The organism is Streptomyces sp. 891-h (assembly GCF_022760275.1).
In the GTDB taxonomy this organism is placed as follows: Bacteria; Actinomycetota; Actinomycetes; order Streptomycetales; family Streptomycetaceae; genus Streptomyces; species Streptomyces spirodelae.
This window is the reverse complement of record NZ_CP050693.1, coordinates 7,009,040-7,034,883: the sequence shown is the minus strand read 5'-3', so window position 1 is coordinate 7,034,883 and position 25,844 is coordinate 7,009,040. Positions and strand designations below refer to the sequence as shown.

26 protein-coding genes are annotated in these 25,844 nt (G+C 71.5%); 9 read left to right on the top strand and 17 right to left on the bottom strand.

All coding sequences use genetic code 11. From position 1 onward, the window contains the following. Window positions 1-116: 116 nt before the first annotated feature. Complete coding sequence (locus HC362_RS31120; protein ID WP_243087620.1) at window positions 117-674, top strand: SigE family RNA polymerase sigma factor; 558 nt, start codon at window positions 117-119, stop codon at window positions 672-674. Beyond that, the gene (locus tag HC362_RS31115) at window positions 674-1,462 is read left to right on the top strand and encodes a hypothetical protein (RefSeq protein WP_243087618.1); all 789 of its coding nucleotides are present in this window, start codon (window positions 674-676) and stop codon (window positions 1,460-1,462) included. Before HC362_RS31120 ends, HC362_RS31115 begins: the two co-directional genes overlap by 1 nt. Before the next feature lie 67 nt (window positions 1,463-1,529). Here HC362_RS31115 and HC362_RS31110 read toward each other — a convergent pair whose 3' ends face one another. The 8 genes from HC362_RS31110 to HC362_RS31075 all read right to left on the bottom strand — a co-directional run bounded on the left by HC362_RS31110 (window position 1,530) and on the right by HC362_RS31075 (window position 10,422). Then, the gene (locus HC362_RS31110) at window positions 1,530-2,849 is read right to left on the bottom strand and encodes an alpha-glucosidase/alpha-galactosidase (protein ID WP_243087616.1); all 1,320 of its coding nucleotides are present in this window, start codon (window positions 2,847-2,849) and stop codon (window positions 1,530-1,532) included. Between the two features lie 9 nt (window positions 2,850-2,858). Beyond that, the gene (locus HC362_RS31105) at window positions 2,859-3,869 is read right to left on the bottom strand and encodes a carbohydrate kinase family protein (protein ID WP_243087615.1); all 1,011 of its coding nucleotides are present in this window, start codon (window positions 3,867-3,869) and stop codon (window positions 2,859-2,861) included. Window positions 3,870-3,877: 8 nt separating this feature from the next. After that, the gene (locus tag HC362_RS31100; protein WP_243087614.1) at window positions 3,878-4,774 is read right to left on the bottom strand and encodes a carbohydrate ABC transporter permease; all 897 of its coding nucleotides are present in this window, start codon (window positions 4,772-4,774) and stop codon (window positions 3,878-3,880) included. Next, window positions 4,771-5,775: a sugar ABC transporter permease gene (locus HC362_RS31095; RefSeq protein WP_243087612.1), complete on the bottom strand. Its 1,005-nt coding sequence runs from the start codon at window positions 5,773-5,775 to the stop codon at window positions 4,771-4,773. Before HC362_RS31095 ends, HC362_RS31100 begins: the two co-directional genes overlap by 4 nt. Window positions 5,776-5,784: 9 nt before the next feature. Further along, entirely contained in the window at window positions 5,785-7,119 is a 1,335-nt protein-coding gene (locus HC362_RS31090) for an ABC transporter substrate-binding protein (RefSeq protein ID WP_243087610.1), read from the bottom strand. A gap of 294 nt (window positions 7,120-7,413) precedes the next feature. Further along, window positions 7,414-8,265, bottom strand: a complete 852-nt coding sequence (locus tag HC362_RS31085; protein WP_243087608.1) for an endo alpha-1,4 polygalactosaminidase — start codon at window positions 8,263-8,265, stop codon at window positions 7,414-7,416. 292 nt (window positions 8,266-8,557) lie between these two features. After that, window positions 8,558-9,460, bottom strand: coding sequence for a serine hydrolase (locus HC362_RS31080; RefSeq protein WP_243087606.1), 903 nt, complete (start codon window positions 9,458-9,460; stop codon window positions 8,558-8,560). Continuing rightward, complete coding sequence (locus HC362_RS31075) at window positions 9,457-10,422, bottom strand: LysR family transcriptional regulator (RefSeq protein WP_243087599.1); 966 nt, start codon at window positions 10,420-10,422, stop codon at window positions 9,457-9,459. The genes HC362_RS31080 and HC362_RS31075 overlap by 4 nt, the downstream gene beginning before the upstream one ends. A gap of 165 nt (window positions 10,423-10,587) precedes the next feature. On the opposite strand from HC362_RS31075, the gene bla reads away from it, so the two are divergent. Beyond that, window positions 10,588-11,547, top strand: coding sequence for a class A beta-lactamase (gene bla / locus HC362_RS31070; protein ID WP_243087591.1), 960 nt, complete (start codon window positions 10,588-10,590; stop codon window positions 11,545-11,547). 46 nt (window positions 11,548-11,593) lie between these two features. On the opposite strand, the gene HC362_RS31065 is transcribed toward bla, so the two are convergent. Continuing rightward, window positions 11,594-13,057, bottom strand: a complete 1,464-nt coding sequence (locus HC362_RS31065) for an alanine/glycine:cation symporter family protein (protein ID WP_243087589.1) — start codon at window positions 13,055-13,057, stop codon at window positions 11,594-11,596. A 231-nt stretch (window positions 13,058-13,288) separates the two neighbouring features. On the opposite strand from HC362_RS31065, the gene HC362_RS31060 reads away from it, so the two are divergent. Further along, on the top strand, window positions 13,289-13,495 hold the full coding sequence (locus tag HC362_RS31060; RefSeq protein WP_243087587.1) for a hypothetical protein: 207 nt from the start codon (window positions 13,289-13,291) through the stop codon (window positions 13,493-13,495). 7 nt (window positions 13,496-13,502) lie between these two features. Here HC362_RS31060 and HC362_RS31055 read toward each other — a convergent pair whose 3' ends face one another. Together HC362_RS31055 and rpmF are read right to left on the bottom strand one after the other, a co-directional pair. Continuing rightward, window positions 13,503-15,776, bottom strand: a complete 2,274-nt coding sequence (locus HC362_RS31055) for an AAA family ATPase (protein WP_243087586.1) — start codon at window positions 15,774-15,776, stop codon at window positions 13,503-13,505. Window positions 15,777-15,934: 158 nt separating this feature from the next. Continuing rightward, window positions 15,935-16,105, bottom strand: a complete 171-nt coding sequence (rpmF, locus tag HC362_RS31050) for a 50S ribosomal protein L32 (RefSeq protein WP_243087585.1) — start codon at window positions 16,103-16,105, stop codon at window positions 15,935-15,937. Window positions 16,106-16,350: 245 nt separating this feature from the next. Between rpmF and HC362_RS31045 the strand changes: the two genes are divergently transcribed. Next, window positions 16,351-16,857 (top strand): hypothetical protein, encoded by a 507-nt coding sequence (locus HC362_RS31045; protein WP_243087583.1) that lies wholly within the window; start codon window positions 16,351-16,353, stop codon window positions 16,855-16,857. Window positions 16,858-16,898: 41 nt separating this feature from the next. Here the strand turns inward: HC362_RS31045 and HC362_RS31040 are convergent, their stop codons facing one another. Next, a complete protein-coding gene (locus HC362_RS31040; protein WP_243087581.1) occupies window positions 16,899-17,933 on the bottom strand; it encodes a YncE family protein in 1,035 nt (344 codons plus the stop codon). 63 nt (window positions 17,934-17,996) lie between these two features. Next, complete coding sequence (locus tag HC362_RS31035) at window positions 17,997-18,665, bottom strand: ABC transporter ATP-binding protein (protein WP_243088892.1); 669 nt, start codon at window positions 18,663-18,665, stop codon at window positions 17,997-17,999. Between the two features lie 190 nt (window positions 18,666-18,855). Here HC362_RS31035 and HC362_RS31030 point away from each other — a divergent pair, with 190 nt between their 5' ends. Then, window positions 18,856-19,902, top strand: coding sequence for an aldo/keto reductase (locus tag HC362_RS31030; RefSeq protein ID WP_243087579.1), 1,047 nt, complete (start codon window positions 18,856-18,858; stop codon window positions 19,900-19,902). Here the strand turns inward: HC362_RS31030 and HC362_RS31025 are convergent. Both HC362_RS31025 and HC362_RS31020 read right to left on the bottom strand, forming a co-directional pair. Further along, complete coding sequence (locus tag HC362_RS31025; RefSeq protein ID WP_243087578.1) at window positions 19,821-21,038, bottom strand: cation diffusion facilitator family transporter; 1,218 nt, start codon at window positions 21,036-21,038, stop codon at window positions 19,821-19,823. The genes HC362_RS31030 and HC362_RS31025 overlap by 82 nt on opposite strands. Window positions 21,039-21,322: 284 nt before the next feature. Continuing rightward, on the bottom strand, window positions 21,323-22,240 hold the full coding sequence (locus tag HC362_RS31020) for an NADP-dependent oxidoreductase (RefSeq protein ID WP_243088891.1): 918 nt from the start codon (window positions 22,238-22,240) through the stop codon (window positions 21,323-21,325). Window positions 22,241-22,496: 256 nt separating this feature from the next. On the opposite strand from HC362_RS31020, the gene HC362_RS31015 reads away from it, so the two are divergent. After that, the gene (locus tag HC362_RS31015) at window positions 22,497-23,216 is read left to right on the top strand and encodes a helix-turn-helix domain-containing protein (protein ID WP_243087576.1); all 720 of its coding nucleotides are present in this window, start codon (window positions 22,497-22,499) and stop codon (window positions 23,214-23,216) included. A gap of 4 nt (window positions 23,217-23,220) precedes the next feature. Here the strand turns inward: HC362_RS31015 and HC362_RS31010 are convergent, their stop codons facing one another. Beyond that, entirely contained in the window at window positions 23,221-24,030 is an 810-nt protein-coding gene (locus tag HC362_RS31010; RefSeq protein ID WP_243087575.1) for an SGNH/GDSL hydrolase family protein, read from the bottom strand. Window positions 24,031-24,136: 106 nt separating this feature from the next. On the opposite strand from HC362_RS31010, the gene HC362_RS31005 reads away from it, so the two are divergent. Both HC362_RS31005 and HC362_RS31000 read left to right on the top strand, forming a co-directional pair. Further along, entirely contained in the window at window positions 24,137-24,862 is a 726-nt protein-coding gene (locus HC362_RS31005) for a spermidine synthase (RefSeq protein WP_243087574.1), read from the top strand. A 103-nt stretch (window positions 24,863-24,965) separates the two neighbouring features. Then, complete coding sequence (locus tag HC362_RS31000) at window positions 24,966-25,160, top strand: DUF1059 domain-containing protein (protein ID WP_243087572.1); 195 nt, start codon at window positions 24,966-24,968, stop codon at window positions 25,158-25,160. 153 nt (window positions 25,161-25,313) lie between these two features. On the opposite strand, the gene HC362_RS30995 is transcribed toward HC362_RS31000, so the two are convergent. Continuing rightward, a complete protein-coding gene (locus HC362_RS30995; protein WP_243088890.1) occupies window positions 25,314-25,769 on the bottom strand; it encodes a GNAT family N-acetyltransferase in 456 nt (151 codons plus the stop codon). Window positions 25,770-25,844 lie beyond the last annotated feature (75 nt).

Below are 25,844 nucleotides of genomic sequence, written 5' to 3'. Positions count from 1 at the left end.
TTCGCCGGGGCGGCACAACGGCCTCCGGAGCCCCCCAACTCCCTGGTAACCTCACCGCCGCACGGGGGTGTGCGGCATAGCGGTAGGTGACCGGCATATCGAACAGGAGGGGCTCCGTGCATTCCCCGACGAGCGAGTTCCACGCCTTCTTCGAGCGGTGCCACGGCGAACTCGCCCGGCTGGCCCACCTGTTGCTGGGCGACTCCGAAGAGGCCGACGACCTCGCCGCGGACGCCTTCGTGGTGCTCTGGAACCAGTGGGACCGCGTCCGCACGGCCGACCACCCCGTGGCCTACGCACGCGGAGTCGTCACCAACCTCGCCCGCAGCCACGTCCGCAGCCGCACCCGCGAACGCCGCAGGATCGCGCTGTTCTGGACGCGGCACCAAGAGCCCACCCGTGGCCCCGACGTCCCCGCGGTCCTGGACGTACGCGAGGCGCTCGCCCGGCTGCCGTTCCGCCGCCGCGCCTGCGTGGTACTGCGGCACGCCTTCGACGTCTCGGAACGGGAGACGGCACGGGTACTGGGGATATCGACCGGCACGGTGAAGAGCCAGACCTCACGGGGCATGGCGGAGTTAGCCAGGCTGCTGACACCCACCGAGCAGGACGCGGCCCGTAGCGTGGAGACCGTTCTGGCGCTGCGCGGAGGGAAGACAGGACGGTACACCTGATGAACGAGCGCCCAGAACCGGAGGAGCCCGGCACCGAGCAGCCGCTCGACGCCCGGTTGCGTGCCGCGGCCGCCGCACACCAGCCGGACCGCGCGCGGATGCTCGCCCGGATCGCTCGTGCCGTCGAGGAGCCCGGTACCTCACGGCAGCCGCGCCGCGGCCCGCGACGTGGGCTCCGACCCCCCGCGCACCGGCCCCGTCCCGGTACCCGTGCCTGGCCGCGGGTGGCGGCCGCGGCCGGCGCCCTCGTGGTGGTGCTGGCCCTCGGCGGCACCACGGCGCTGTGGGCACGGCACGCGGACCGGCCCACTGCCGGGGACGGCCGCCCTCCGACCGTCCGCACCTCGACACAACCCGCGCCGAGCGCCGGGCCGCCCAGGACCGGCCGGCCCACGGCGGTCGCGGGGCCGCTGCGGTCCAGCGGCGCGCTCGACCCGGGCGGCAACGACTACTGGTCCCAGACCGAGGTCACCGTCCGCACCGAGAAACCGCTCTCCGCGCTGACGGTGGAACTGCGCCTCGCGGAGCGGACTCCGCTGACCTCCACCGGCTCCTGGCGCACCCGGCCGCCCGGCGACTTCGAGGAGGACGTACGGCACGAGAACGGTTCCCTCGTCTACCGCTGGACGCTCAAGAAGGGCCGCTCCGTGCCGCCGGGACGGCATGTCTTCGCCGGGCAGTACGACCACGGATCGGGGAAACGGAGCAGCGCGGACGACGAGTACACCGTCTCGGCCACTGCCGGGGGCCGCGGGTACACGGTCGGCGGCGGCATCACAGCCGGGTAGCGCGATGGCCGGACGGCCCCTCGTACGAAGGGCGGAGTGGCCACGTCAGCTCCCCACCCGGCCCCCGTCAGCTCCCCAGCAGGGTGCGCAGCCCCGGCTGGAGGCGGTCCCCGTGGGCCTCGACCATGGCGTCGCACAGCTCCCAGATGCGCTCCGGAGACAGGGTGGCGGCCGTGGCGGGGTCGGTCATGGCGGCCTGCCGGATGGCGGTCGGCGCATCCTCCAGGGCAGCGCGTACGACCAGCTCGGTGGTGCTCAGATAGGTGCGGTTGAGGGCGGCCAACTGGGCGGGCAGCGGGCCGTTCCTGGTCGGCTGGACACCCGAGCCGTCCACCAGGCAGGGCACTTCGACGGTGCCCGCGGAGGGCAGGTTGTCGATCAGTCCGCGGTTGGGCACATTGCCGTAGACGGTCCGGGGTGTGCCGGTCGCCACGGAGTGGATGATCTGCGGCGCGTACTCCATCGTTCCCTCGGCCTCCAGGGGACGCCCGGCGGCGAGGGTGTCGCGGGTGCGCTCGTACTCGGCCACGTTCTCCGCGACGATGTCCAGGTAGGCGCCGACGGGCAGCCTGAGACGCTCGATCTCGCTGTCGTGGTGCAGATACCAGGGGACGTACTCGGCGGAGTGCTCGCTGGTCTCGGTCGGGTAGTAGCCGAGCCTGCGGTACATGTCGACGCGGGTGCGGCGGCGAAGCTGCGGGTCCTGGTCGATCAGGGCGTCCAGCTCGGGGTACAGATCCGTGCCGCCGTGCTCGAACTCCAGGACCCACGCCTGATGGTTGACGCCCGCGGCGCGGTAGGTCACCTCGTCGAAGGGCACCCCCACCAGTTCGGCCAGGCCGTGCATGGTCCAGTGCACCGAGTGGCACAGCCCCACCACCCGGGTCAGCCCAGTGGCCTGGACGAGGTACTGGACGTTCATGGCCATCGGGTTGGTGTAGTTGAGCAGCCACGCCTCCGGGCAGACCTCGGCGATGTCCTTCCCGAGCGCCTCGAGGAACGGGAACGTCCGCAGCCCACGGAAGATACCGCCGACGCCGAGGGTGTCGCCGATGGTCTGGCGCACCCCGAAGCGGGCCGGCACCTCGAAGTCGGTGCGGGTGGCCTCACCCATGCCGATCTGGACGCTGTTGATGACGAAGTCGGCGCCGGTGAGGGCGGCGCGGCGGTCGGCGTGCGCGGTGATGTGGGGGGAGGCGCCACACGCCTGGGCGATCTGCCGCGCTGCGGCCTCCGCGGTCCGAAGCCGCTCGGGGTCGATGTCGTGCAGGGCGATACGGGCGCCCCGCAGCTCGGGGAAGGCGAACAGGTCGGCCAGCAGGCCCTGGGTGAAGACGACGCTGCCGGCGCCGATGAAGCTGATCTTGGGGGTGGTGCTGGTGGTCATGACGCTCTTTCAGTCGGTGGTGGCGAGAAGGGCTGTGTGGGCGCGGGCTTCCTCCCAGGTGGGCTGCGCCGGTGTGCCGCCGTGCGCGCGGGTGGAGAGCGCACCGCAGGCGGCGGCCGTCTCCAGTGCCCCGGAGAGCGGAAGTCCGGCGAGGATGGCGGCGACGAATCCGGCGTCGAAGCTGTCTCCGGCTCCGACGGTGTCGCGCGGGGTGACGGTGATGCCGCGGGTGTGCACCAGGGAGCGACCGTCGTGGGCGAAGGCCCCGTCCGCACCGTTCTTGACGACGGTGACCGGCCCCCGTGCGGCCAGCCGTGCCGCGGCCGCGGCGAGCGAACTCCCGGCGCCGGGTCCTGCTCCCGTACCGGCATCCGCACCCGCACCCGCGTCGGCGTCGGCCAGGGCGACGGCCTCGGCGGCGTTGGGCAGCAGGAAGTCCGTGACGGGGAGCACGGCGGCCAGCCCCTCCGGGTCCCAGCGGCCGACCGGGTCGTCGTTGGTGTCCAGCGATGTGGTGGCTCCGTGGCAGCGTGCCGTACGCAGCAGCGCGGGCAGGGCGCGCGCCAGCCGGGGCATCAGGAAGTAGGAGGCGGCGTGGACGTGCCGCGCCGAGCTGAGCAGCCCGGGCGGTACGTCGTCTCCGTCGGTGGCGGCCAGGGTGCCGGGGCTGGTGAGGATGGCCCGGTCACCGGCCGGGCCCTTGCCCCGGGTGACCACGACCGTGAGGGGTGTGGGCAGTTCGGGGTCCACCCGGAGCGCCGAGATGTCGACGCCGCGTGCGGCGAGCGCGTCGCGTACGAAGTGCCCTGCCTCGTCGTCGCCGACGCGGCCCGCGAGCGCGACCGACAGCCCGAGCCGCGCGGCGCCGCAGGCCATGATCGCGGCGGAGCCGCCGAGGGTGAGCGCTCCGGAGTCGACGAGCTGTTCGCGCTGCCCGAAGGCGAGCGGTCCGTCCACTGGTCCGACGACGACATCCGGGTTGGCGTCGCCGAGAACGACCAGGTCGTGGCTGTGCGGCATGGTTGCTGTTACCCCTTGAGGCCGGTTGAGGTGAGGGAGCGGATGAACGACTTCTGCGCACCGAGGAAGGCCAGCAGCACGGGCAGCACGGTGAGCACGTTCCCGGCCATGACGGCCGACCACCGCGTGTGGTGCTGCCCCTGGAAGGTGGTCAGGCCGAGCTGCAGCGTGTACTGCGTGTCGTGGTTGATGGCGATCAGCGGCCAGGTCAGGTCGTTCCACGTGGTCAGGAACGTCAGCACGGCCACGGTGCTCAGCGCGGGCCGGGACAGCGGGAGCACGATCGTGAAGAGCACCCGCAGCCGGGAGCAGCCGTCCATCCAGGCCGCCTCCTCCAGCTCCCGGGGCAGGGAGAGGAAGAACTGCCGCAGCAGGAAGACCGCGAACGGGGTGACGAGGGACGGCACGATCAGCGCACCGAGGGAGTCGATGAGGCCGAGCCGCTTCATCACCAGGAACGTGGGGATCATGGTGAGCTGGAACGGTACGGCCATCGTCGCCAGCATCAGGACCAGCAGCACCTTGGAGCCGGCGAACCGCATCCGGGCGAAGGCGTAACCGCCCAGCGAGCCGAACAGCAGATTGGCGGCGACGGCGACGGCCGAGACGATCAGCGAGTTGAGGAACCAGCGCGGGAACAGCGCGTTGCCCAGTACGTACCGGTACCCGCCCAGGTCGATGCCCGAGGGCCACAGCGCAGGGGGGAACCGGTTGATCTCCGCGTCGCTCATCACCGAGCTGAGCAGCAGCCACACCAGCGGCAGCGCGAACACCAGGGCCAGCGGCGCCAGCAGGAGGTGCCAGCCGCTGAAGGGCAGCCGTACCCGCCGCCGTGCGCTGCCCGGCCGGGACTCGTCAGCCGTGGCGGGGTGCGTGGTGCCGGCTCTCGGCGCGGTGAGGGTCATCGTGCGGCTCCTTCGGTGTGCGTACGGCCCCGGACGATCCGCGCCACGACGCCGATCAGGCCCAGCGCCACGGCCAGCACATACGCGGCGGCGGCGCCGTATCCGGCGGTGAAGCTCTTGAACGCCTGCTCCCAGATGAAGTAGACGATCACCGTGGTGGAGCCGAGCGGGCCGCCCTTGGTGGTGACGTAGACCAGGTCGAACACCTGGAGGGACTGGATGGTCTGCCACAGCACCAGGAAGACGGTCACCGGGGTGAGCGCGGGAAGGGTGACGTGCCGCAGCACATGCCGGCGGCCCGCGCCGTCCAGCCGCGCCGCCTCGATCAGCGACTGGGGGACGTCCTGGAGCGCTGCGAGGTAGACCACGACGCAGAAGCCGGTGCCGCTCCACAGCGTGATGGCCACCAGCACGGCGAGGGCCTGTCCCGGGTCGGTGAGGAAGCCCTGCGCGGACAGCCCCAGCCGGGACAGCATCGAGTTGGCGACGCCGAACTCGGGGTCGAGGATGAAGGAGAAGAGCACCCCCTGGGCCGTCGCCGACACCACGAACGGCACGAAGATCAGCGTGCGGTAGGCCCCGACCAGGCGAATCCGCCGGTTCAGCGCGAGAGCCAGCGCCAGGCCGCCGACCATGCTGAGCGGTACGAACAGCACCGTGTACAGCAGGGTGTTGCGAATCGCCTGGCTGAAGTGCGGGTCGGCGGCGAGCGCCCGGTAGTTGTCCAGCCCCACCCAACGGCTGGGGGTGACCAGGTCGTTGGCCTGGAAGGACAGCAGCAGCGACCAGACCACGGGCAGCACGCTCAGGCCCAGGATGATCAGCACAGCGGGTGAGACGAAGGCCCACGCCGTGGAAGCTTCCCTGCGGTGCGCCTGCCGCAGAGTGCCCGCACGCCACCTGCGGCGGCCGGTCTCCGGCTGCTGCGCGGTGCCGTCCGGCGTGGTCACGGGCCGGCCGGGCGGGTCCGCCACTGTCAACGGCGCGGGATGGTGTGGCATCGGGGCTCCTCAGCGGGGTATCAGCAGGGCGGCGTCGGCCTCGTCGGCGCAGGCGCGCATCGCGGCGCGCGGGCTGCTCCGGCCGAGCAGTACGGAGATGAGGGCCTGCCCCAGCGCCTGCGAGACCTCGGGGTAGGCGGGGTGCGTGGGGCGCACCCTGGCTCCCTCCAGCGCCTCGGTGAAGGTCGCCAGTCCCTCGGTGCGGCGCGCCTCGCGCCGCCAGCTCGGCAGCTCCTGCGCCTGCCTGCTCAGCGGCAGGCTCCCGGCCTCGGCGCCCCAGCGCACGTCCTGCGCCGGGCGCATCAGCCAGTCGACGAAGGTGCGGGCTGCGCGCACCCGCGCCGAGCCGTTGTCGAAGACGGTCCAGGTGTCGGGGCCCGAGATGGTCACGGGGCGGCCCGAGAAGCTGGGCAGCGGGGCCACGTGGTAGTCGATCTTGGCCGACCGGATGTCCGGGAGCTGCCACGGCCCGGTGACGGCCATGGCCATCCGGCCGCCCTGGAACACCTGGTACATCTGCTCGCCGCCGGGCTTCGGATCGACGTAGACGCTCTTGTCCCGTACGAGCTGCTCGACGACCTGGAGGGCTCGCACCCCCTCCTTCGCGAAGCCGATGCTGCGGCCGTCCTTTCCGATGACGTCCCCGCCCAGATCCCAGACCATGGGCCACAGCCGCCAGACGGTGTCCTCGTCGCCCGCGCCGGGCCAGCCGGTGCCGAAGCGGCCGCCTCCCCTGTCGGTCAGCTTGCGGGCGACCTCGATGAAGTCGTGCCACCGCCAGCCGGGCTTGGGCAGCGGCACGCCCGCCCGCGCGAACAGCTTCTTGTTGCAGACGACGGCGAGCGCGTCCAGCAGCGCGGGCGCCGCCCTGACCCGTCCGTTGAGGGTGACCGCCTCCCGGGCCGGGGACCAGTAGTTCCGCCAGGGCGTGTGCGCGGAGCCGACCGTGTCCGTCAGGTCGACGACCTGGGGGCTGCGGGCGACGTTGGCCAGGTCGGAGCCGAAGACGTAGGCGATGTCCGGGTAGGAGCCCGAGGCCAGGGACGCGGTGATCTTCTGGAGCATCGAGTCGGCCAGCACGCCGCCGCCCATGTCCACCCGGATGTGCGGATGGCTGCGGTGGAAGTCGGCGACCAGGCGCCGCAGCGCCGCCCGCGCGGTGTCGGCCTGGCCGTGCCACAGCTCGATGGTGACCCGGCCGTCGGCGCCGACGCCGTCGTCCTTGCCGGTGCCGCAGCCGGACACGGCGGACCCGGCCAGCGCCGTGAGCGCCAACGCGCCGCCGCGGCGCAGTACCCGGCGGCGCGAGGGAGCCGTCGGGGGGACGCTCTGGGGTACGGCCATCTGTACCTCCGGTGAAGGGGTGCGGGCGACATCGCGGCCGCGGATGTGCTGGATGAACGGGGCTGGGACCCCGCGGGGCGGGGTGCGCCGGGAACGCATAGGGGAGTGCGTTCCCGACGCGGGACCGGGGCGTCACGGTGCGGAGCGCGGGCCCCGGGGATCAGGGATGGGAGGGCTGCACGGGCGCGCCGCGCACAGCACGGTGGCCGGGCCGGGAGCGGGTGGTGGAAGGAGGCTTCGACCGCTGTCGGAGGTGCCGACAAACGCGCTGCCGGAGGTGCCGACGGTCGGCCGTCAGCAGGTCTCCCGTACGTAGGCGTCGTCGGCCGGGGTGACGACGTTCCGGTCGCGGCGGACGATGCTGAGCTGGTCGCCCCAGCCCTCGCACGCCGTGGCCATCCCGTCCTCGGTGTACTCGATCACCACGACCTTGTCGCCGAAGGCCTTGGTGTAGGTGTCGCACTCGTTCCACTCGCCGCACTGTTCGGCGACGGCGAAGTCCAGCCCGTTGGCCTTGCGGGAGTCGGCCAGTTCGGCGGCGTTCTTCTGGCCGATCGCCAGTCCCTTGCTGTGCGCGTGGTCGGCCAGGCGGCGGACCAGATCCTGGGCCTGACCTGACGTCAGCAGGCCCTCGGAGCGGTCGTAGCTGTCGAAGTTGTCCGGCTCGACGGCCTGGAAGCCCTTCGCCGCGCAGGAGTCGATCCAGGTGTTGACCTTCGCGGCGATCCGCTCGCGCTTGTCCTCGGTCCGGATGTCGAGGAGGGCCTCGCCGTCCCACTCGCCGTCGTAGACGACCTCGCCGGACTTGTCGCGCAGCAGCAGGTCGGAGTCCCAACCGCCCGCGGCGCCGGGCTGCGTCTGGAAGGCGTTGACGTAGCAGATGTTGTACAGACCCTCGGCGGGCTGTACGGAGTGGTCACGGCTGACCACCTCGACGCCCTCGGGGGGCGGGTAGGGGCCGCCGATCTGGTAGTCGAACCCGGCGTGTGCCGGAGGGAGGGTCACGTCCGCCGCGCGGGGTTCGGCCGGGGTTGCGGTCTCGGCTGAGGCCGAGGAGTTGCTCGCCTGGGCTGCCGCCAGCAGGAAGGTCGCCGCCGCTGCGGCTGCGCCGAGAGCCCGGTACGGACGTCGACGGTCGGGATACATCGTCGAACTCCAGGGGTGGAGGGCACGTCCCCGCCTCGGACACACAGGGTCCTGGCGACTCAGTCCGGGCTCGCGGCGCACCGCATACCGGCTGGGCGTACCTCTGACGTCGAGTGCTCGCCTACGACGTGCAACGGAGTAAACCGACCTCCAACACCCGGTGTCAAGAGCTCGAAAATGCTCGAAACGGCGACCGCGCGCGCAACTTCACGCAGAATCGCCTCGGAATCAGCCCGCAATCAGCCCGGAATCGGCCCCGCCGGTGGCCCGACTCAGCCGCCGGTGGCCCGACTCAGCCGTTCCTGAGGTGGTCCCGCAGCTCCCTGGCGACCTGGGCCATCAGCGCCTCAGCTCCGGGCTGCGCCGCCGCCGGTACCTGCGACTCGGTGAGCGCGGCGACGGCGAAGAGCGCACCGTCGGAATGGTGGACGACGCCCACCTCGTGGCGGAGGTTGAGGAGCGTTCCCGTCTTGGACGCCCAAGTGGCCGCATCGGAGCTGAAGTCCGGGGCGAGCCGCTGGCGCAGCACGTTGTCCGCCATCAGGGAGCGCATCCGCGCTGCCACGTCCGGGTCGACCGCCGAGGGGGTCCACAGCGCCTCCAGCAGATCGACGAAGGCCCGCGCCGTACCGGAGTTGGCGCGGGTCACATCGAGCTGCGGCAGCCGGTGGCCGTGGCCGCTGGTGCCGGCGCCGATGGCGAGCGAGTGCGCCAGGTAGGCGGAGCCCGCCGGCAGGTGCTCGGCGGGGGTGTCGGTCAGCTCGCCCAGGGCGTGCCGGACGGCCATGCCCTGAATCCCGATCCGGCGCAGCAGCGCTTCCACCTCGCCGGGCGGGGTGAGGGCGAACAGGGCGTTGGCGGCGGCGTTGTCACTGAGGGACGTGCTCAGATAGAGCAGATCGTCCAGGGCGACCCTGGCCGGGTGCCGGAACCGGGTGATCCCGGTGGGCCCCGGGGTCGTGACGCGGCCCGGCCGCACCTCCAGCTGCTGAGCGCCGTCGAGTTCGCCCCGCCGGACGCGGTCGAGCGTGGCGATCCCGAGCGGCACCTTCACCAGCGAGGCCACCGGCAGCTCCAGGTCCGGATCGATGCCCAGCTCCTCGCCGGTGCGCAGATCGCGGACGAGGAACGAGCCGGACAGTCCGCCGTCCCGCAGGGCCCGGCGCAGCTCGCGCAGCAGATCGTCGGCCCTCATCGGGTTGTCTCCTCCTCGGTCCCGGCGGTGCCGGTGTGTGCCGTGTCGTTCTCGTCGACCTCGCCGTTCTCGTTGTTCTCGCGCTCGGCTTCGGCTCCCGCCCCCAGACAGTCGGCGAGCGCTTCGCCCAGGCGGGTCCCGAGGCGTTCGGCGTCGCTCTCCTCGGCTGCCATGAGGCCGAACGTGCGCTCCAGCCGCAGCTCCCCGACCGGGCGCCAGTGCAGGCCGAACTCCTGGGTCTGTACCGGTGAGCACAGCAGCAGGTCGGCCGAGGAGAACACCTCGGCGGCCGCCTGGGTGAGGCCGGTGGCGACGGAGAGCTGTGCGGGACGCAGCCCGACGGCGTCCCGCAGCCGTGTCATCCGGTCCCGGATGTGCGGTACGTCGTCCTCGGGCTGGAGCCACACCCGGCGCGGCGGGCTCTGGTCGGTGCGGCGGGGGCGCAGCGTCTCCAGGTAGAGGCGGCGTCCATGCGGCCGGGCGACTCCGGCGAGCCCGAGCGGTACGCGCCAGCGGGCCTGGTCGGGCGGCACCGCGACGAGCGCGGCCCGCACCTGCTGGGAGCGGACCAGGTGGGGGCGTACCGCGGGGGTGGCGGTGCGCAGTTCCAGGGTGATGCCCTCTCCGCGGGCCGCCGCCGCGAGCCGGGCGAGCGCGGGAGCGGGGCAGGTGTCGGGCACCGCGAGCCGGAAGGGCCTGCGCTGGGCCGTCGCCGCCTCGTGTGCCAGCTCCTCGGCTGCGAGTACGAGCCGCCGCGCGGCGGGCAGCAGCTCCCGCCCGAAGGGGGTCAGCCGGACATGGCGTGAGCCGCGCTCGAAGAGCCGCTCGCCCAGGTGCTGCTCCAGCGCGGCGACGCGGCGGCTGGCGACCGACTGCGACATCCCGGCGGCCGCGGCGCCCACCGTGAAGCTGCCGCGCTCGCCGACGTGGACGAAGGCGCGGCACGCACCGACAAGATCCACGCCCGCCACCCTATGCGGCCGCCGACGGACCCGGTCATGCGGATTCCGCATCGATCGGCGCGATCCGGTCTTGGACGGCATGACGCACGGCCCGGCAACCTGGCCGGACCGGGCCCGGGGGACCGGGGATCACAGCACCCGCACAGCAGGAGGTATCGACCACCCATGCGTACGACCAGAGTCCGGCGCACCGCGATGGGCGCACTCGGCACGCTCGCACTCGCCCTGCCCCTGGCGGCCTGCGGCGCCGACGGGTCGGCCGACGCCTCGGCCAAGTCGTCCGGCTCGGCGACCTCCGCCCTGGACAGTGCCAGGGACAAAGCCTCGGACAAGGCCACGGACAAAAAGGTGGCGGCGGCGTTCCGGAAGCTGGAGCGGAAGTACGACGCGCGGCTCGGCGTCCACGCCCTCGACACCGGCAGCGGCCGGGAGGTCTCGTTCCACGCGGACGAGCGGTTCGCCTACGCCTCCACCCACAAGGCGTTCACGGCCGCCGCCGTTCTCGACAAGCACCGGATCGACGGCCTCGACAAGACGGTCGAGGTCAACAAGGACGACCTGCTCCCCCACTCCCCCGTGACCAGTGAGCACGTGGGTGAGGAGATGACGCTGCGTGCCCTGTGCGCGGCCGCCGTCCGGCAGAGCGACAACGCCGCTGACAATCTGCTGCTCGAGGACCTGGGCGGGCCGAAGGCGCTCGACACCTTCCTGGAGAAGCTCGGCGACGACGTCACCAACGTCAACCGCTACGAGCGGGAGCTGAACGAGGCGACGCCGGGCGACGACAGGGACACCACCACTCCGCGCGCCTTCGCGAAGGACCTGCGGGCCGTCGCGCTCGGTGCCGGCCTCGGCAAGAAGGAGCGAGAGCAGCTCAACGCGTGGATGCGCGACAACCCGACCGGCAGGACGCTGATCAGGGCCGGCTTCCCGAAGGGCTGGAGCGTCGGCGACAAGAGCGGTGCCGGCCGCTATGCGAGCCGGGGCGACATCGCCGTGGTGCGCCCACCCGGCAAGGCGCCACTCGTGGTGGCGGTCCTCTCCAAGCGCGAGAAGCAGGACGCCGAGTACGACGACAAGCTGGTGGCCGACGCCGCCGCCGTTGTCGCCGCCCAGCTGAAGTAGACACGGTTCCCCGCGCCCCTTCAGGGGCGCGGGGAACCGACGGCCCCTACGCCTTGTCGGCGGCCTTCACATCCGCGGGAGCGGACCAGCACTCGATCTCGCCGGGGAGATCCGGGAGCCGGTCCCGGACGAACGTCGGGTCGAGGCCCTGGCGGCGCTGGGTGAGGTAGTCGTCCAGCAGCTTCCAGGCGATGGCCGACAGCGGCACGATCGCCACCAGGTTGACCAGCGCCATGCTGCCCATGAAGACGTCGGCGAGGTTCCAGACCACGTCCACCGAGCCGAGCGCCCCGGCGAAGACGGCGCCCAGCACCAGCACGCGGTAGCCGGGCAGCACCCAGCGGCTCGCCGTGCCGGTCATGAACTGGATGTTGGACTCGCCGTAGTAGTAGTTGCCGATCAGCGTGGAGAAGGCGAGCAGGAAGACCACCAGCGTCAGCGCGTGGCCGGCCCAGCCGCCGAGCGTCTCCTCCAGCGCCGACTGGGTGAGGTCGGCACCGCCCCGCTCGGAGAGCGACGGGTTGGTGGTGAGGATGACGAACGCGGTCATCGAGCAGATCAGCAGCGTGTCGAAGAAGACACCGAGGGTCTGCACCAGCCCCTGCTTGACGGGGTGCGTGACCTCGGCCGTGGCCGCCGCGTTGGGCGCCGAGCCCAGACCGGCCTCGTTCGAGAACATCCCGCGCCTGATGCCCTGCTGGATCGCCGCGCCGACGGCGCCGCCCGCGACCTCGCGGATCCCGAAGGCGCCGCCCACGATGTCCGCGAAGACGCGCGGCACATCGGAGATGTTCAGGACGACGACCGCGAGACCGAGCAGCAGGTAGATGACGGCCATCACCGGCACGACGAGCTGGGTGACCGTGGCGATGCGCCGGACTCCGCCGAAGATCACCAGGGCCAGCAGCGCCGCGACGGCCACACCCGCGCCGGCGGCGGGGAAGTCGTCACCGAAGGAGCCCTTGGTGACGGAGGCGATGGTGTTGGACTGCACGGCGTTGAAGACGAAGCCGAAGGTCAGGGTGATGACCACGGCGAAGATCAGGCCCAGCCAGCGCTTCCGCAGGCCGCGCTGCATGTAGTAGGCGGGCCCGCCCCGGTAGGTACCGGACTCGTTGCCCTCACTGTCCCGGTTGCGCACCTTGTACAGCTGCGCCAGAGAGGCCTCCACGAACGCGGACGAGGCACCCAGCAGCGCCATCACCCACATCCAGAAGACCGCACCGGCACCACCGGCGGTGATGGCGGCGGCCACGCCCGCGACGTTGCCGGTGCCCACTCGGGCGGCGGCGGAGATGGTGAAGGCTCCGAAGGAGGAGACCTGCTTGCGCCCGTCGGGACCTGGCTTGGTCTTGTCGCCGAGCACCCGCACCATCTCGGGCAGCAGCCGCAGCTGCACCCCTTTGGAACGGAGCGTGAAGTACAGCGCGGCACCCACCACCAGCGGAATGAGGAGGTAGGTCCAGAAGACGTCGTTGACGTCGAGGATGAACGAGTTGAGCGAATCCACGCGGCGTCCTCGGGAAGATCACAGTCGGTGACGAGACACCAACCGGGGGACAAGGTTCCGTAAATCTTCCGTAGCGTACTCGGCTATCCGGACAGGTCGCACCGCTGAGCGGTATGCCCTATCTCACAGAGCACACAGGGGACGCAGAGGCCGCACAGCTCACACAGGGCTCAATTCTCACAACCGGAGTCCGACGCTGAGGCACGCACCCCCTCAGGGGCGCGGGGAACCGTGCGAGCACACAACGCACCCGCGGCCCGCAATGGACGGCCAAGGGCAGCCCCTCAGTCCGGTGGTGGCGCCACGCCCGGCGCCGCCACCGGATTCCATTCGCCCCGCGCGCCGGCCCGCCTGCGGCGTGACCGGCTGATCGAGGTCAAGGGCCGCACCACCACTCTGCTCGCCCCGGAGCTCCTCGAACTCCGCGCCCAGGGCTGACGAGCCGTCAGGCCGGGTGTTCCGCGCCGGAGGCGTCAAGGCCCCCGGCCAACCCGCCCGGCAGCGGCGCCTCGTGCAGGATGCCCAGGGACTGGGTGGCCCGGGTGAGGGCGACGTAGAGGTCGCTCGTGCCGAACTCGGCGGGCTCGACGACCAGCACCCGGTCGAACTCGAGGCCCTTGGCCTGACGCGGGTCGAGCAGGACCAGATGCCGGGTGAGATCGGGCTCGGCGCCCGGGACGACACCGGGCAGCCGCGCGGCCAGCGCCTCGTGCAGGCGGCGCGGTGCGATGACGGCGAGCCGGCCCTCGTCGGGCGTCTGCGCTGTCGCCGCCTCGGCGACAGCGCCCGGCAGGTCGCCCGACGCCTGTCGGGCCCAGGGGCGGGTGCCCGTCGAGCGGACCGAGGAAGGCGGCTCGAAGCGCGGGTGCCGGGCGCGTACGACGGTGGCGGCCAGGTCCATGATCTCAGCCGGGGTGCGGTAGTTGACCGCGAGCCGGGTGTGTTCCCAGCGGTCCTCGACGTACGGCGCGAGGATGTCCTCCCAGGAGCCGACACCGGCCTCCTCGGCGGTCTGCACCGGATCGCCGACCAGGGTCATGGAGCGGGACGGGCAGCGGCGCATCAGCAGCCGCCAGGCCATCGGGGACAGCTCCTGCGCCTCGTCGACGATGATGTGGCCGAAGGCCCAGGTGCGGTCGGCTGCCGCGCGTTCGGCCGCCGTCCGGTGGTCGGCCTCCTCGTGGCGCTCGGCCATCCGCTCGGCGTCGATGATGTCGTGCGCCGCCAGGATCTCGGACTCGGTGTCCTCGAACTCGAACGACTCCGACCCCCGGGCGACCTCGAGGACGCCCTGCGCGTACTGGATTCGTTCCTGCCGCTCCGCCTCGGCAGCGGCCCGCTGAGCGCTGTCGTCCTCGCCCAGCAGCTCGGCCGCCTCGTCGAGCAGCGGCACATCCGCCGGGGTCCAGTCGGCGGGCGAGGTGACCGGACGGCGGATCGCGGCGGCGTCCTCCTCGGGCAGATGGGTGGGTTCGGCCAGGTAGTCGGCAACGAACTCCTCGGGCGACAGCTCGGGCCACAGCTGCGAGATCGCCGCGTGCACCTCGGGGTTGGCGGCGACGGCCTTGCCGAGCTGCGCGACGTCGTCCGGGCCCAGCAGGTTGGGGCCGCCGTAGGGGTCGGTGCCGATGCGTTCGACGAGCTGCGCGGTGAGCGCGTCGATGACGCGGAAAGCGAAGTGCGGGCGGGCGAGGTTGTGCTGGAGCCGGGTGGCGCGGGCCGCCTCGCGTGCCTCGTCGGCGAGGTGCCAGTCCAGTACCAGGTCGCCGTCGTCGTGCGGCACGATCAGCGGCTCGCCCGGCTCCGGCACCTGCTGCCGGTCGCGGACGGCCAGCCGCAGGGCCTCGGCCATCTCGGCGCGGCCCTTGACGGCGGCGGCGCGCGGACTGTCGGTGCCGCGCGCCTCGATCCCCGGGTACAGCTCGCCCAGCGTGGACAGCAGCACGCCGGTCTCACCGAGCGAGGGCAGCACTTCCCCGATGTAGGAGAGGAAGGCCGGGTTCGGGCCGACGATCAGCACGGCACGCTTGGCGAGCAACTCGCGGTGCTCGTAGAGCAGGAACGCGGCCCGGTGCAGAGCGACGGCGGTCTTGCCGGTGCCGGGGCCGCCCTCCACGACCATGACACCCCGGTGCGGAGCACGGATGATGCGGTCCTGCTCGGCCTGGATGGTGCGCACGATGTCGTTCATGCGACCGGTACGGGCGGCGTTCAGCGAGGCGAGGAGGACGGCGTCGCCTGTGGGGTCCTCGTGCCCGGTGCGCTCCTGGTCGCCGAGGTCGAGCAGTTCGTCGTGCAGCTCGGTGACGGTGCGCCCCTGGGTGGTGAGGTGGCGTCGGCGGCGCAGGCCCATCGGGGTGTGCCCGGTGGCGAGGTAGAAGGGGCGCGCCACCGGGGCACGCCAGTCGATGAGGACGGGGGTGCGCTCGGCGTCGTCCTCGCGGATGCCGATGCGGCCGATGTGGTGCGAGGTGCCGTCGGTGAAGTCGATACGGCCGAAGCACAGCGACCCGTCGACGGCGTTCAGCGCGGCCAGCAGTCCCGAGCGCTCGGCGACACGCACGTCCCGTTCGACGCGCGCCTGCCGCGTGTTACCGTCCGGCTTCTGCGCCTCCTCGACGGCCTCGGCGGCCTGCCCTCGCAATACATCGACCCGGGCGTAGAGATGATCGAGGTATTTCTGCTCGTGCTGCAGCTCAGCGCTTCCCCGGTTTGACAAAACGGCTCCCTGCCCGGTACGTTACTTCTATCGGCAGCCCCTTGAGGGGGCTTTTCTGTGTGAGCACACAGAAAAGCCGAGCATAGCCAAGGAAATCCCCGGCCCGCAATTCTCGGAGCCGGGGATTTCTGTGCGCGGAAGCGGTCGGCGCGCGAGCGTCAGTCCGCCGGCCGCAGCAGGCCGCGCTCGTACGCCTTGACGAGCCGCTGAGGCACCCGGTGGACCTTTCCCTCGATCGTGACGGGAACGAGCTGCGGCGTACTGGCCTTCCACTGGGACCTGCGGTGCCGGGTGTTGCTGCGGGACATCTTCCGCTTGGGCACAGCCACGAGAAACCTCCTGGGCGTCGACAACCCCGGCAGTTTATTGAAAACGACTTTCATGAGCAATCTCGCCCGGACAGGCCCTCGCCGTCGGACACCACACGGTCCGGCCGGGCGCGCACATACCGCCGACCGGCCCGCTTTGTCCACCCGCCCTTCACCCTGTTGGCTGAAGTTCGTTTCTCGCACACAGGTCTGATCGTTACCTCCTCGGTCACGGAAGCTCCTGAGTGCGGTGGAGGGGACGAGCGGTGAACAGTGAGCACTGGCTGATGTCGCGGATGTCGGCCTGGGAAGGGGATGGTTCGCTCGCCCAGCGCTGTCTGACGGACACCGGTCAGGTGGAGGTCTCCCGTTCCGAACTGCTGGCGGCCGTACGCGAGCACGCGGAGGGCCTGGCGTGCCGCGGTCTGCGCCGGTCGGACCGCGTCGCCGTGGTGGCCGAGCAGCCACGGACGTTCGTCCCCGCCTTCCTGGGCGCCCTGCCGCTGGGGCTGGTGCGCTTTCTGCGTGCCCGGCGGAAGCTGGACCGGGCACGGCTGCTGGCCATGGGGGTCGGCGAGGAACACCGCGGGCGCGGCCTGGAGCTGCTGATGTACATGGCCCTCTCCAAGGCGTGCCACGCCCAGGGGATGACGACCGGTGAGGCCTCCTGGGTGCTGGCTGACAACCACCACGTCAACGCCGCCCTCAGCAGGGTGGGCGGGCGGATCACCAAGCGCTACCGCCTCTACAGCCGCCCTGTGTCCTGCGGCTGAGCGCGTCCTGCGACAGAGGGTTCCCGCGTCTGAGGGAATCCTCAGGCCGCCGGGACGAAGGCCAGTCCATGCGCGCCCGGCTCTTCCCTGCGGGGGATCGACAGGGTCGCGACCGGGCGCAGGGCTGCCAGGTCCACCACCGTGACGGTGGAGGAGACGACGTTGGAGACGTACGCCAACGAGCCGTCCGCCGAGGAGGTGATGGTCAGCGGGAACCTGCCCACCTCCACCTGGCCGAGCAGGCGTTCGCCGGAACCGGCCCGTGAGTAGACGTTGAGCACACCGTTGGCCTGGCTGCCGAGCCCGCCCGCCGCCGCGGCCTCATCGGTCATGCGCAGCTCGCCGGTCAGCAGCAGGCCCCCGGATGTGGTGTGCACGGGCATGGTGACGCCTTCCGCGGGCAGGGTGCGGACCACCCGGTGGTCCGCGGTGTCGATGACGGCGATCCCCGCGCCGGCCGGTGCCGTACCGGAGAAGTCGGCCTTCGGGGTCGCCGCGAACACGTACCGTCCGTCGGGCGAGATGTCGACACCCTCGCTGCCCGGTACCGGAATCCGTTCCAGCAGTCGTCCCGAGTCCAGATCCACCACCGAGACGTATGGAGCCTCCTTGTTGGTGGTGTACGCCTGCCGTCCGTCCGGGGTCACCGTGAACCAGTGCGGCCCCGGGGCCGCCACCGGGATGCGGCGCAGCACCTTCCGGGAACCGGGGTCCAGGGCGAGCAGCGCGCCGGGAGCCGAGTCGGTGGCCTCCACGCTGGTGTAGAGGATGTCGTGGTCCCGGTCCAGGACCAGGCCGTGCGGCGCGTGTTCGGGGCTGAGTTCGATGACGTCGGTCACCCGCTGCTCGTCCGGGTCGATCACGGCGATCTCATGGGCCCGCCCGGTGTTGCCGTGGTAGTAGCCGGAACGGTACGTGATCGAGCAGTACAGCAGGCGGCGTGCGGGGTCGAAGCACAGCTCGTGCGGCTCGCTGGGCAGCTCCACGGTGCCCAGCTCGCGGTACGTGCCGACGGAGAAGAAGGAGACGGTGGGTCCGCTCTGACTCACCACAGCCAGAAGATCGTTGTTGGCCATGGACAGAACTCTGCGACGACTGGGCCACTGAATCCAGTGCAATCTACGCAAAGTGTTGTTGCGTCAGAAGCAATCGACACCGTCGCTCGGCACGGCGCCCGCGCCCCCGTGCTCGTCGCCCGGACGCTCCTCGTCCAAGCGCTCATCGGCCTTCAGCCGCCCCTCCTCGATCCGCCACAGCAGGTCGAATCGCCCGATGTCGTGGGCGATGTGCGAGACGACCAGCAGCGAGCGGCCCGCCGAGCGCAGTTCCTCCGCCAGCCGCCAGAACCGCTGGTAGGTCTCCCAGTCGAAGCCCTGGTAGGGCTCGTCCAGCAGCAGCACCGGCGGATCGCGCATCAGGGCCAGCACCACGTTCAGCTTCTGCCGGGTGCCGCCGCTGAGATGATCGACGCGATCTCTGCGGTACTCGGCGAAGCCGAGCGTGTCCACGAGTTGGCGGGCTCGCTCCAGATCCGGCAGGTCGTAGGCGGTCCGGAAGAACTCCAGGTGCTGGTCGACGGTGAACGACGCGTTGAGCACCGGATCCTGGGGGCAGTAGCCGATCCGGCCGGGGCAGTGCACCTCGCCGCCGTCCGCCGCCAGCCGCCCGGCCAGGATGTTCAGCAGCGTGGACTTCCCCGACCCGTTCTCGCCCACCACCCCGGCCAGACAGCCGGGAGGCAGCTCCAGGTCCACACCTCGCAGCACCCGGCGCCGCCCGAACGCCTTGGTCACTTCCTTCATCCGCAACGCATCCATGCCCTCACAACGAGACATCCCGCTGAAAGGCACTCATGTGCGATCCGGGCCACGCCCGCTCCCGAACCCGGAGCGAACCCGGAGCTTGAATCTTGAATGAGTCCGGCGCTCGCGTGGTAGGCGCCGAGTGCCGGATGCCGCTCGGCGGATGCCGTACCACACACAGAGTGGAGAAAGCTGAATGGAGTACAGGCAGTTGGGCTGTTCCGGCCTGTGGGTGTCGGTCCTGACGATGGGGACGATGACGTTCGGCGGGCGGGACATGTTCGGGAACGTCGGCTCGACGGACGTCGCCGGGGCGCGGCGTCAGGTCGACATGTGCCTGGACGCGGGCGTCAACCTGTTCGACACGGCCAACATGTACTCCGCCGGGCTGAGCGAGGAGATCCTCGGCGAGGTGATCTCGGGGCGCCGCGAGCGCCTTCTGCTCTCCTCGAAGGTCCGGATGGCCGTGGGCGAAGGACCCAACGACCAGGGGCTCTCCCGGCACCACATCCTCGACCAGGTCGAGGGCAGCCTGCGCCGGCTGGGCACCGACCATCTGGACATCTACCACGTCCACGAGTGGGACGGGCTCACCCCGCTGGAAGAGACCATGGAGGCGCTGGACTCCCTGGTCCGTGCGGGGAAGGTCCGCTATCTGGGGGTGTCGAACTACTCCGGGTGGCAGCTGATGAAGGCGCTCGGTGTCGCCGACGCACACGGCTACCAGCGTTTCGTCAGCAACCAGATCTACTACTCGCTCGAGTCCCGCGACGCCGAGTACGAGCTGGTGCCGCTCTCCCTCGACCAGGGACTCGGGATCATGGTGTGGAGCCCGCTCGCCGGCGGCCTGCTGTCCGGCAAGTACCGGCGCGGACAACAGGCCGACAGCGGCAGGCATCTGACCGAGTGGTCGGAGCCACCGGTCCGCGACGAGGAGAAGCTGTACGACACCATCGAGACGGTCGTCGACATCGCCGACGCGCACGGCGTCTCCCCCGCCCAGGTCTCCCTCGCGTATCTGCTGGCACAGCCGGGGGTGACCACCCTGGTCATCGGTGCCCGCAAGGACGAGCAGCTGCGGGACAACCTCGGTGCCGTCGATGTCCGGCTCGACGCCGCCGACCTGGACCGGCTGGACAAGGTCAGCGCGCCCGAACTGATCTACCCGCACTGGCACCAGGCGGCCCTCGCCGCCGACAGGTTCGGCGCCCCGGACCGCGCCCTCCACCGCCGAAGCCGCTGAGCCGATTTCCCGTACCGCCGCCGCGGCGCCCTCAGGCGCTGATGGCATCCTTTCCGGCTGCGGTCGGAGGATGGGTGTGGTGGGCGAGGGGGGGCGTGGGGGTCGTCTTCCACGGGGGTGTGGTCGGTGTGCACGGTGGCGGCGGTCAGCCGGGGCACCGCGTGGATCAGAGCGTGCTCCGCCTCGACGGCGACCCCGTGGGCTGCGACGACCGTCAGGTGCGCGTCGACGACGATATCGGCCTCGGCTCGCAGCACATGGCCGATCCACCGCATCCGCACCTGGCCCACGCCCCGGACACCGGGCACCGCGCGCAGCGCCGTCTCGGCGGCCCCGACCAGTGCGGGGTCGACGGAGTCCATCAGGCGCCGGAAGACCTCCCTGGCGGCGTCCCGCAGCACCAGCAGGATCGCGGCCGTGATCAGTAGTCCGATGAGCGGGTCCGCGGCGCGCAGACCGACCGCGGCGCCGCCCGCGCCCAGCAGTACGGCCAGCGAGGTGAAGCCGTCGGTGCGGGCGTGCAGTCCGTCGGCGACCAGCGCCGCCGAGCCGATGCGGCGGCCGGTGCGGATGCGGTAGCGGGCCACCCACTCGTTGCCCACGAAGCCGACCAGCGCCGCACCTGCCACCGCCTCCAGGTGGGTGATCTCCCTTGGGTTGAGCAGCCGGTCCACGGCCGCCCACGCCGCCAGGACCGCCGACGCGGCGATGGTGGCGACGATGAGGATCCCGGCCAGGTCCTCGGCCCGGCCGTAGCCGTAGGTGTAGCGGCGGTCGGCCGCCCGCCGTCCCAGTACGAACGCGATGCCCAGCGGTACGGCGGTGAGCGCGTCGGCCGCGTTGTGGATCGTGTCACCGAGCAGCGCGACCGAACCGGACAGGGCGACGATCACCGCCTGTACGACCGTGGTCGCGCCCAGGACGGCCAGCGAGAGCCACAGCGTCCGCATCCCCTCGCGCGAGGTCTCCATCGCCGCGTCCACCTTGTCCGCCGGCTGGTGGCTGTGCGGCTTGAGCAGGTGCGCCAGCCGGTGGCGCAGCCGCGCCGGGCGGGAGGCCAGCGGGCCGTGCCGGTGCCCACCGCCCGGATGGGAGTGTCCGTGCGCGTGTCCGTGGTGGTGCTCCGTCCCCTCCATGACGGTCACGGTCGCACAGGAATCCGATTGCGGCTACGGCGGTGTTACCCGCTCCGACCAGGTGCGATGTGCTCGCAATTGCTGCCGGGCGGCTGGTGCCTGGCGGGCAGCACCAGCGGCGTGCCGGTGGCGGGGTGAGGGTGGACCTCGACCGGACGACGGTGGACACAGGTACCGTGCGGCGTACGGCGAGTTCGCGCGCGGACCGCTCCCCCACCGGGCGTCCGCCCAGCCGGACGGTGCCGCGCCAGCGGCAGGTCACCGGCGAGCGCGGAGAGCAGACATCAGGGCGTCACCACGATCTTTCCGTGCACATGGCCCGACTGGCTCAGCTCGAACGCGTCGGCCAGCCGGGTGAGCGGGAACGTCTCCGCCACCCGTACCGTCAGCTTGCCCTCGTCGGCCAGCCGGGCCAGCTCGGTCAGGTCGCTCGCGCTGGGGCGTACCCACAGCCACTGGCCGCCCGCTTCCGTCACGGAGTTGTCCGCGATGGAGGCGTGCCGTCCGCCCTCGGCCAGAACGCCCAGCGTGGCGTCCAGGACGCCACCGACGAAGTCGGCCACCACATCGACTCCCTTGGGAGCCAGCTCGCGCACCCGGTCGGTGAGCCCGTCGCCGTAGGCGACGGGCTCGGCTCCGAACTCGCGCAGCCGGGCGTGGTTGGCGGGTGAGGCGGTGCCGATGACGCGCGCGCCGAGGGCACGGGCGATCTGCACGCCGAGCGATCCGACGCCCCCGGCCGCGTTGTGGATCAGCACCGTCTCGCCCTCGCGGGTGCCGAGCCGGGTGAGCGTCTGGTACGCCGTGAGACCGGCCAGCGGCAGGCCCGCCGCCTCTTCCCAGCTGAGCGAGGACGGGCGGCGGGCCAGGCACCGCACCGGCACGGTGACGAACTCGGCGAACGTCCCGCCGTGCACATAGTCCTTGCGGGCGTATGCCATCACCTCGTCCCCGGCGGAGAACTCGGGCACATCGATACCGACCCGCTCGACGACGCCCGCGACATCCCAGCCGGGCACGACGGGGAAGACGGTGTCCATCAGGGCCTCGAGACCGCCCGCCATGATCTTCCAGTCGACCGGGTTGACCCCCGCGTGCCGCACCCGGACCAGGACCTCGCCCGGCCCCACCCTGGGCAGCGGCTGCCGGGTCGCGGACAGCACCTCCGTGCCGCCGAACCGGTCGTAGGTCATCGCCTGCATCGTCTCGCCGGTGGAGTTGCCGTCGGCCATGGTCGTCGCTCCCTTTCGGTCATCGGATGTCTTCGGTGTGCGGACGCTGTCGCTCAGTCTCCGTCAGCGGTCACAGGAGTACGCATCCGCCTCGTACTCCACGCGTAACCCACTGCGGTGATCAGTAACGCGGTCGCCTTGCCGCGGGAGCCGGGACCGGACACCGGACGCCGAACCCCGGAGGGCGGCAGGCGGACACCGGAACGCGGCGGGGACAATGGTCCGTATGAGCACTCGGCGCACCCCCGCGGCAGGTCCTGACCTGGCCTCTGTCGCCAAGCTCCTGGCCGACGGCACACGTGCGGGGTTCTGCCTGGCCCTGCTCGACGGGCGGGCGTGGACGGCGACCGAGCTGGCCCGGCACACCGGGGTGGCCGCCTCCACCGCGACCGAGCATCTGAACGCCCTGGTGCGCGGGAACCTCCTCGTCGAGGAGCGGCAGGGGCGGCACCGCTATGTGCGGCTCGCCGATCCGCACATCGCCGAACTGGTGGAGAGCCTCGCCGCGCTGGCCCCCGACCGGGCCGCGCCGCCCCGCTCGCTGTCGGCGGCCGGCCGGCGGCAGGCGCTGGCACACGCCCGCACCTGCTACGACCATCTGGCGGGCACCGTCGGTGTCGCGATCACCGAAGCGCTGACCGAACGGGGGCTGCTCGACTGGGAGAACGGGCTCCGACTCACCGGCGAGGGAGACGCCTGGCTCCGGGAGACGGGGATCACCGTACGGGCCGGGACGCGGCGCCCTGCGGTGCGGTCGTGCCTGGACTGGACCGAACGCCGCCCCCATCTGGCGGGCGCCGTCGGCGCGGCACTGTGCGGGCACGCGTTCGACGCGGGGTGGATCGCGCGGATCGGCACCACCCGCGCCGTGACCGTCACCCCGGTGGGGCGACGTGCCCTCCACGACCACCTCGGCCTGCCGGACGGGATACTTCAGCCGAAGTGAGCCCTCACGGCTCGGGGGTCCGCAGCGGGAGCAGGTCGGGGCGTTTGGCCTGGACATGGTCGCCGGAGGACTCGCCGCGCAGCCGTCGCCCGATCCACGGCAGCAGATACTGACGGGCCCAGTACAGATCGTCCCGGCGCGAAGTGGCAGCGGCGCCCGGCGCGGCGGGCCAGGGCTCGTCCGGGCTGGTGGGCGGCTCGATGCCCAGCACTTCGGCGGCCCGCATCGCCACGCGGCGGTGGCCCTCGGGCGACAGGTGGAGGCGGTCCTCGTCCCACGCCCTGCGGTCCTGCACGGCGCGCAGCGACCACAGATCGAGCACCGGACAGCCGTGGCGGTCGGCGACCGCGCGCAAATGACCGTTGTAGGTGGCGATCCTGCCCCGCAGGTGGCGCAGCAGGGGGAAGTTGCGGGTGTCGAAGCCCGTGCACACCACCACGGTGCCCACGGTGGTGAGGAGTTCGGTGAGCGCGGTCTCGTAGCGGTCCGCGAGAGCGTCCGGGTCGGAGCCGGGACGCAGGATGTCGTTGCCTCCGGCGCAGAACGTCACCAGATCGGGGGCGAGTTCCTTGGCGCGAGGGACCTGCTCGGCGACGATCTGGTCCAGCAGACGCCCCCGCACGGCCAGGTTCGCGTACCGGAAGCCGTCCTCGGCCTGCTCCGCCAGCAGCAGGGCGAGCCGGTCGGCCCACCCGACGAACACCCCGTCGGGCCCCGGATCCCCGACCCCTTCGGTGAAGCTGTCCCCGATCGCCGTGTAGGAGGCGATAGGGGTTGTCGTATCCGATGACCACTTACCTGTCGCACCTGTCACGATACGCATTTCATCAGGGCGGTCGAGTCGGCACGAAGGCGGGGGTCTGGCACCCGCCGGTGCGCGGGTGGTCCCGGGCGGCTCTTGATCACGATAGGTTCGCAGCGTGAGCGCACGATTCGAAGAGCTCGACTGGCAACCCACCGAGATGGGAGCCATCAGTCTGCGGCGCCGCCGGGACCCCGCCTCCGGCACGCACGTGTACGAGGTCAAGCTCGATGACGACTTCCTGATGACCAGCCTCTTCACCGAGGGGGAAGTCGCGCTCGCCCGCCTCGGGCTGGCTGCGGTACGGGCCGAGGGCGAGCTGGACGTCGTCGTGGGCGGTCTCGGTCTCGGCTACACAGCGGAGGCGGCATTGCGGGACGAGCGGGTGCGCTCGCTGCTGGTGGTCGAGGCGCTCGAGGCCGTGCTCGACTGGCACGAGCGGCACCTGGTGCCGGTGGGCGCCCGGCTGTCCGGTGACGCCCGATGCCGTCTGACGCACGGGGACTTCTTCTCCCTGGCAGCGGATACGAACGGCTTCGACCCGCGGACACCGCACCGGCGCTTCCACGCGATCCTGCTGGACATCGACCACTCGCCACGCCACGTGCTGCGGCCGGGCAACGCGGCGCTCTACGAGCCGGCCGGGCTGCGGCGCCTGGCCCAACATCTGCACCCGGGCGGGGCCTTCGCCCTGTGGTCCGACGATCCGCCGGACGAGGAATTCACCGGCGCACTGTCCCAGGTGTTCGAGGGGGTCGAAGCACACACCGTCACCTTCGCCAACCCCGTGCAGGGCGGTACATCGGCCAACACCGTCTACACGGCCCGCGCTCCGATCGGGTAGCGCGCCGCGCAGTGGACCGGCTCCGGCGTTTGCCCGGCCGAGGTGCCCGCGCGATCCTGAAAAGGGAGGTACCTGCTAGCCAGAGGGGAAGAAGGTGCCCTTGATGCGCAAGGTTGCGGACTGCAGGGATTACCCGAGCGAGTCGAACTGCACACTCACCATCGCCGGTGAGGAGGACGAGGTCGTACGGGCCGCCGCCGAACACGCGGCTTCGGTCCACGGTCACACGGACACACCGGAACTGCGCGAAGAACTGCGCAAGATGCTGAAGGACGAGAAGACGCCACAGACTGCCTGAGCGTCCTCCCGCGTTTGTCCTGAAGGGATTCCGAGCGGCCCGGGCAACCGGGCCGCCGCCCTGTCAGCGCTCTTTCACTCCGCGCGATCGCTCAACCTCCCGATCTCCCGGGACGGCGGATGGCGGATGGCGGACGGCGAGGCGGGTGGCGGCTCAGAGCTTCCTGGTCATGAAAACGCTGTTCGGGTCGTGCGTGTAGTCGGCGAACGGCTCGCAGAACTCGAATCCGAACTTCTCGTACAGCCCGCGCGCCGGACGGAAGAACTCGGCCGAGCCGGTCTCCAGGCTCAGGCGGGCGAAGCCCATGCCCGTGGCCTCGCCCAGGACGTGCTCCAGCAGCCGGGAGGCGACACCGCTTCTGCGCCGTACCGGCCTGGTACGCATCGACTTCAGCTCCGCGTGGAGCGGGTCGAGCTGTTTGAGGGCGCAGCAGCCGACCAGTACATCGCCGTCGAAGGCGGACCAGAACGTGGTCCCGGGCTTCCGCAGGCTGTCGAGATCCAGCGCGTGTTTGCTCTCCGGCGGCGTGAGGGACCGCATCTGGCTCACGTGTTCCTCGAGGAACTCCGCTGTCTCGGGACCGGAGAGATCGTCCACCACGATCCGCAACTGGCTCATCTTCGCTCTCCTCACCGCGCCGGAGACATCGCGTCGCCGGTCCTGTGCTCTCTTCCGAAGCCGAGG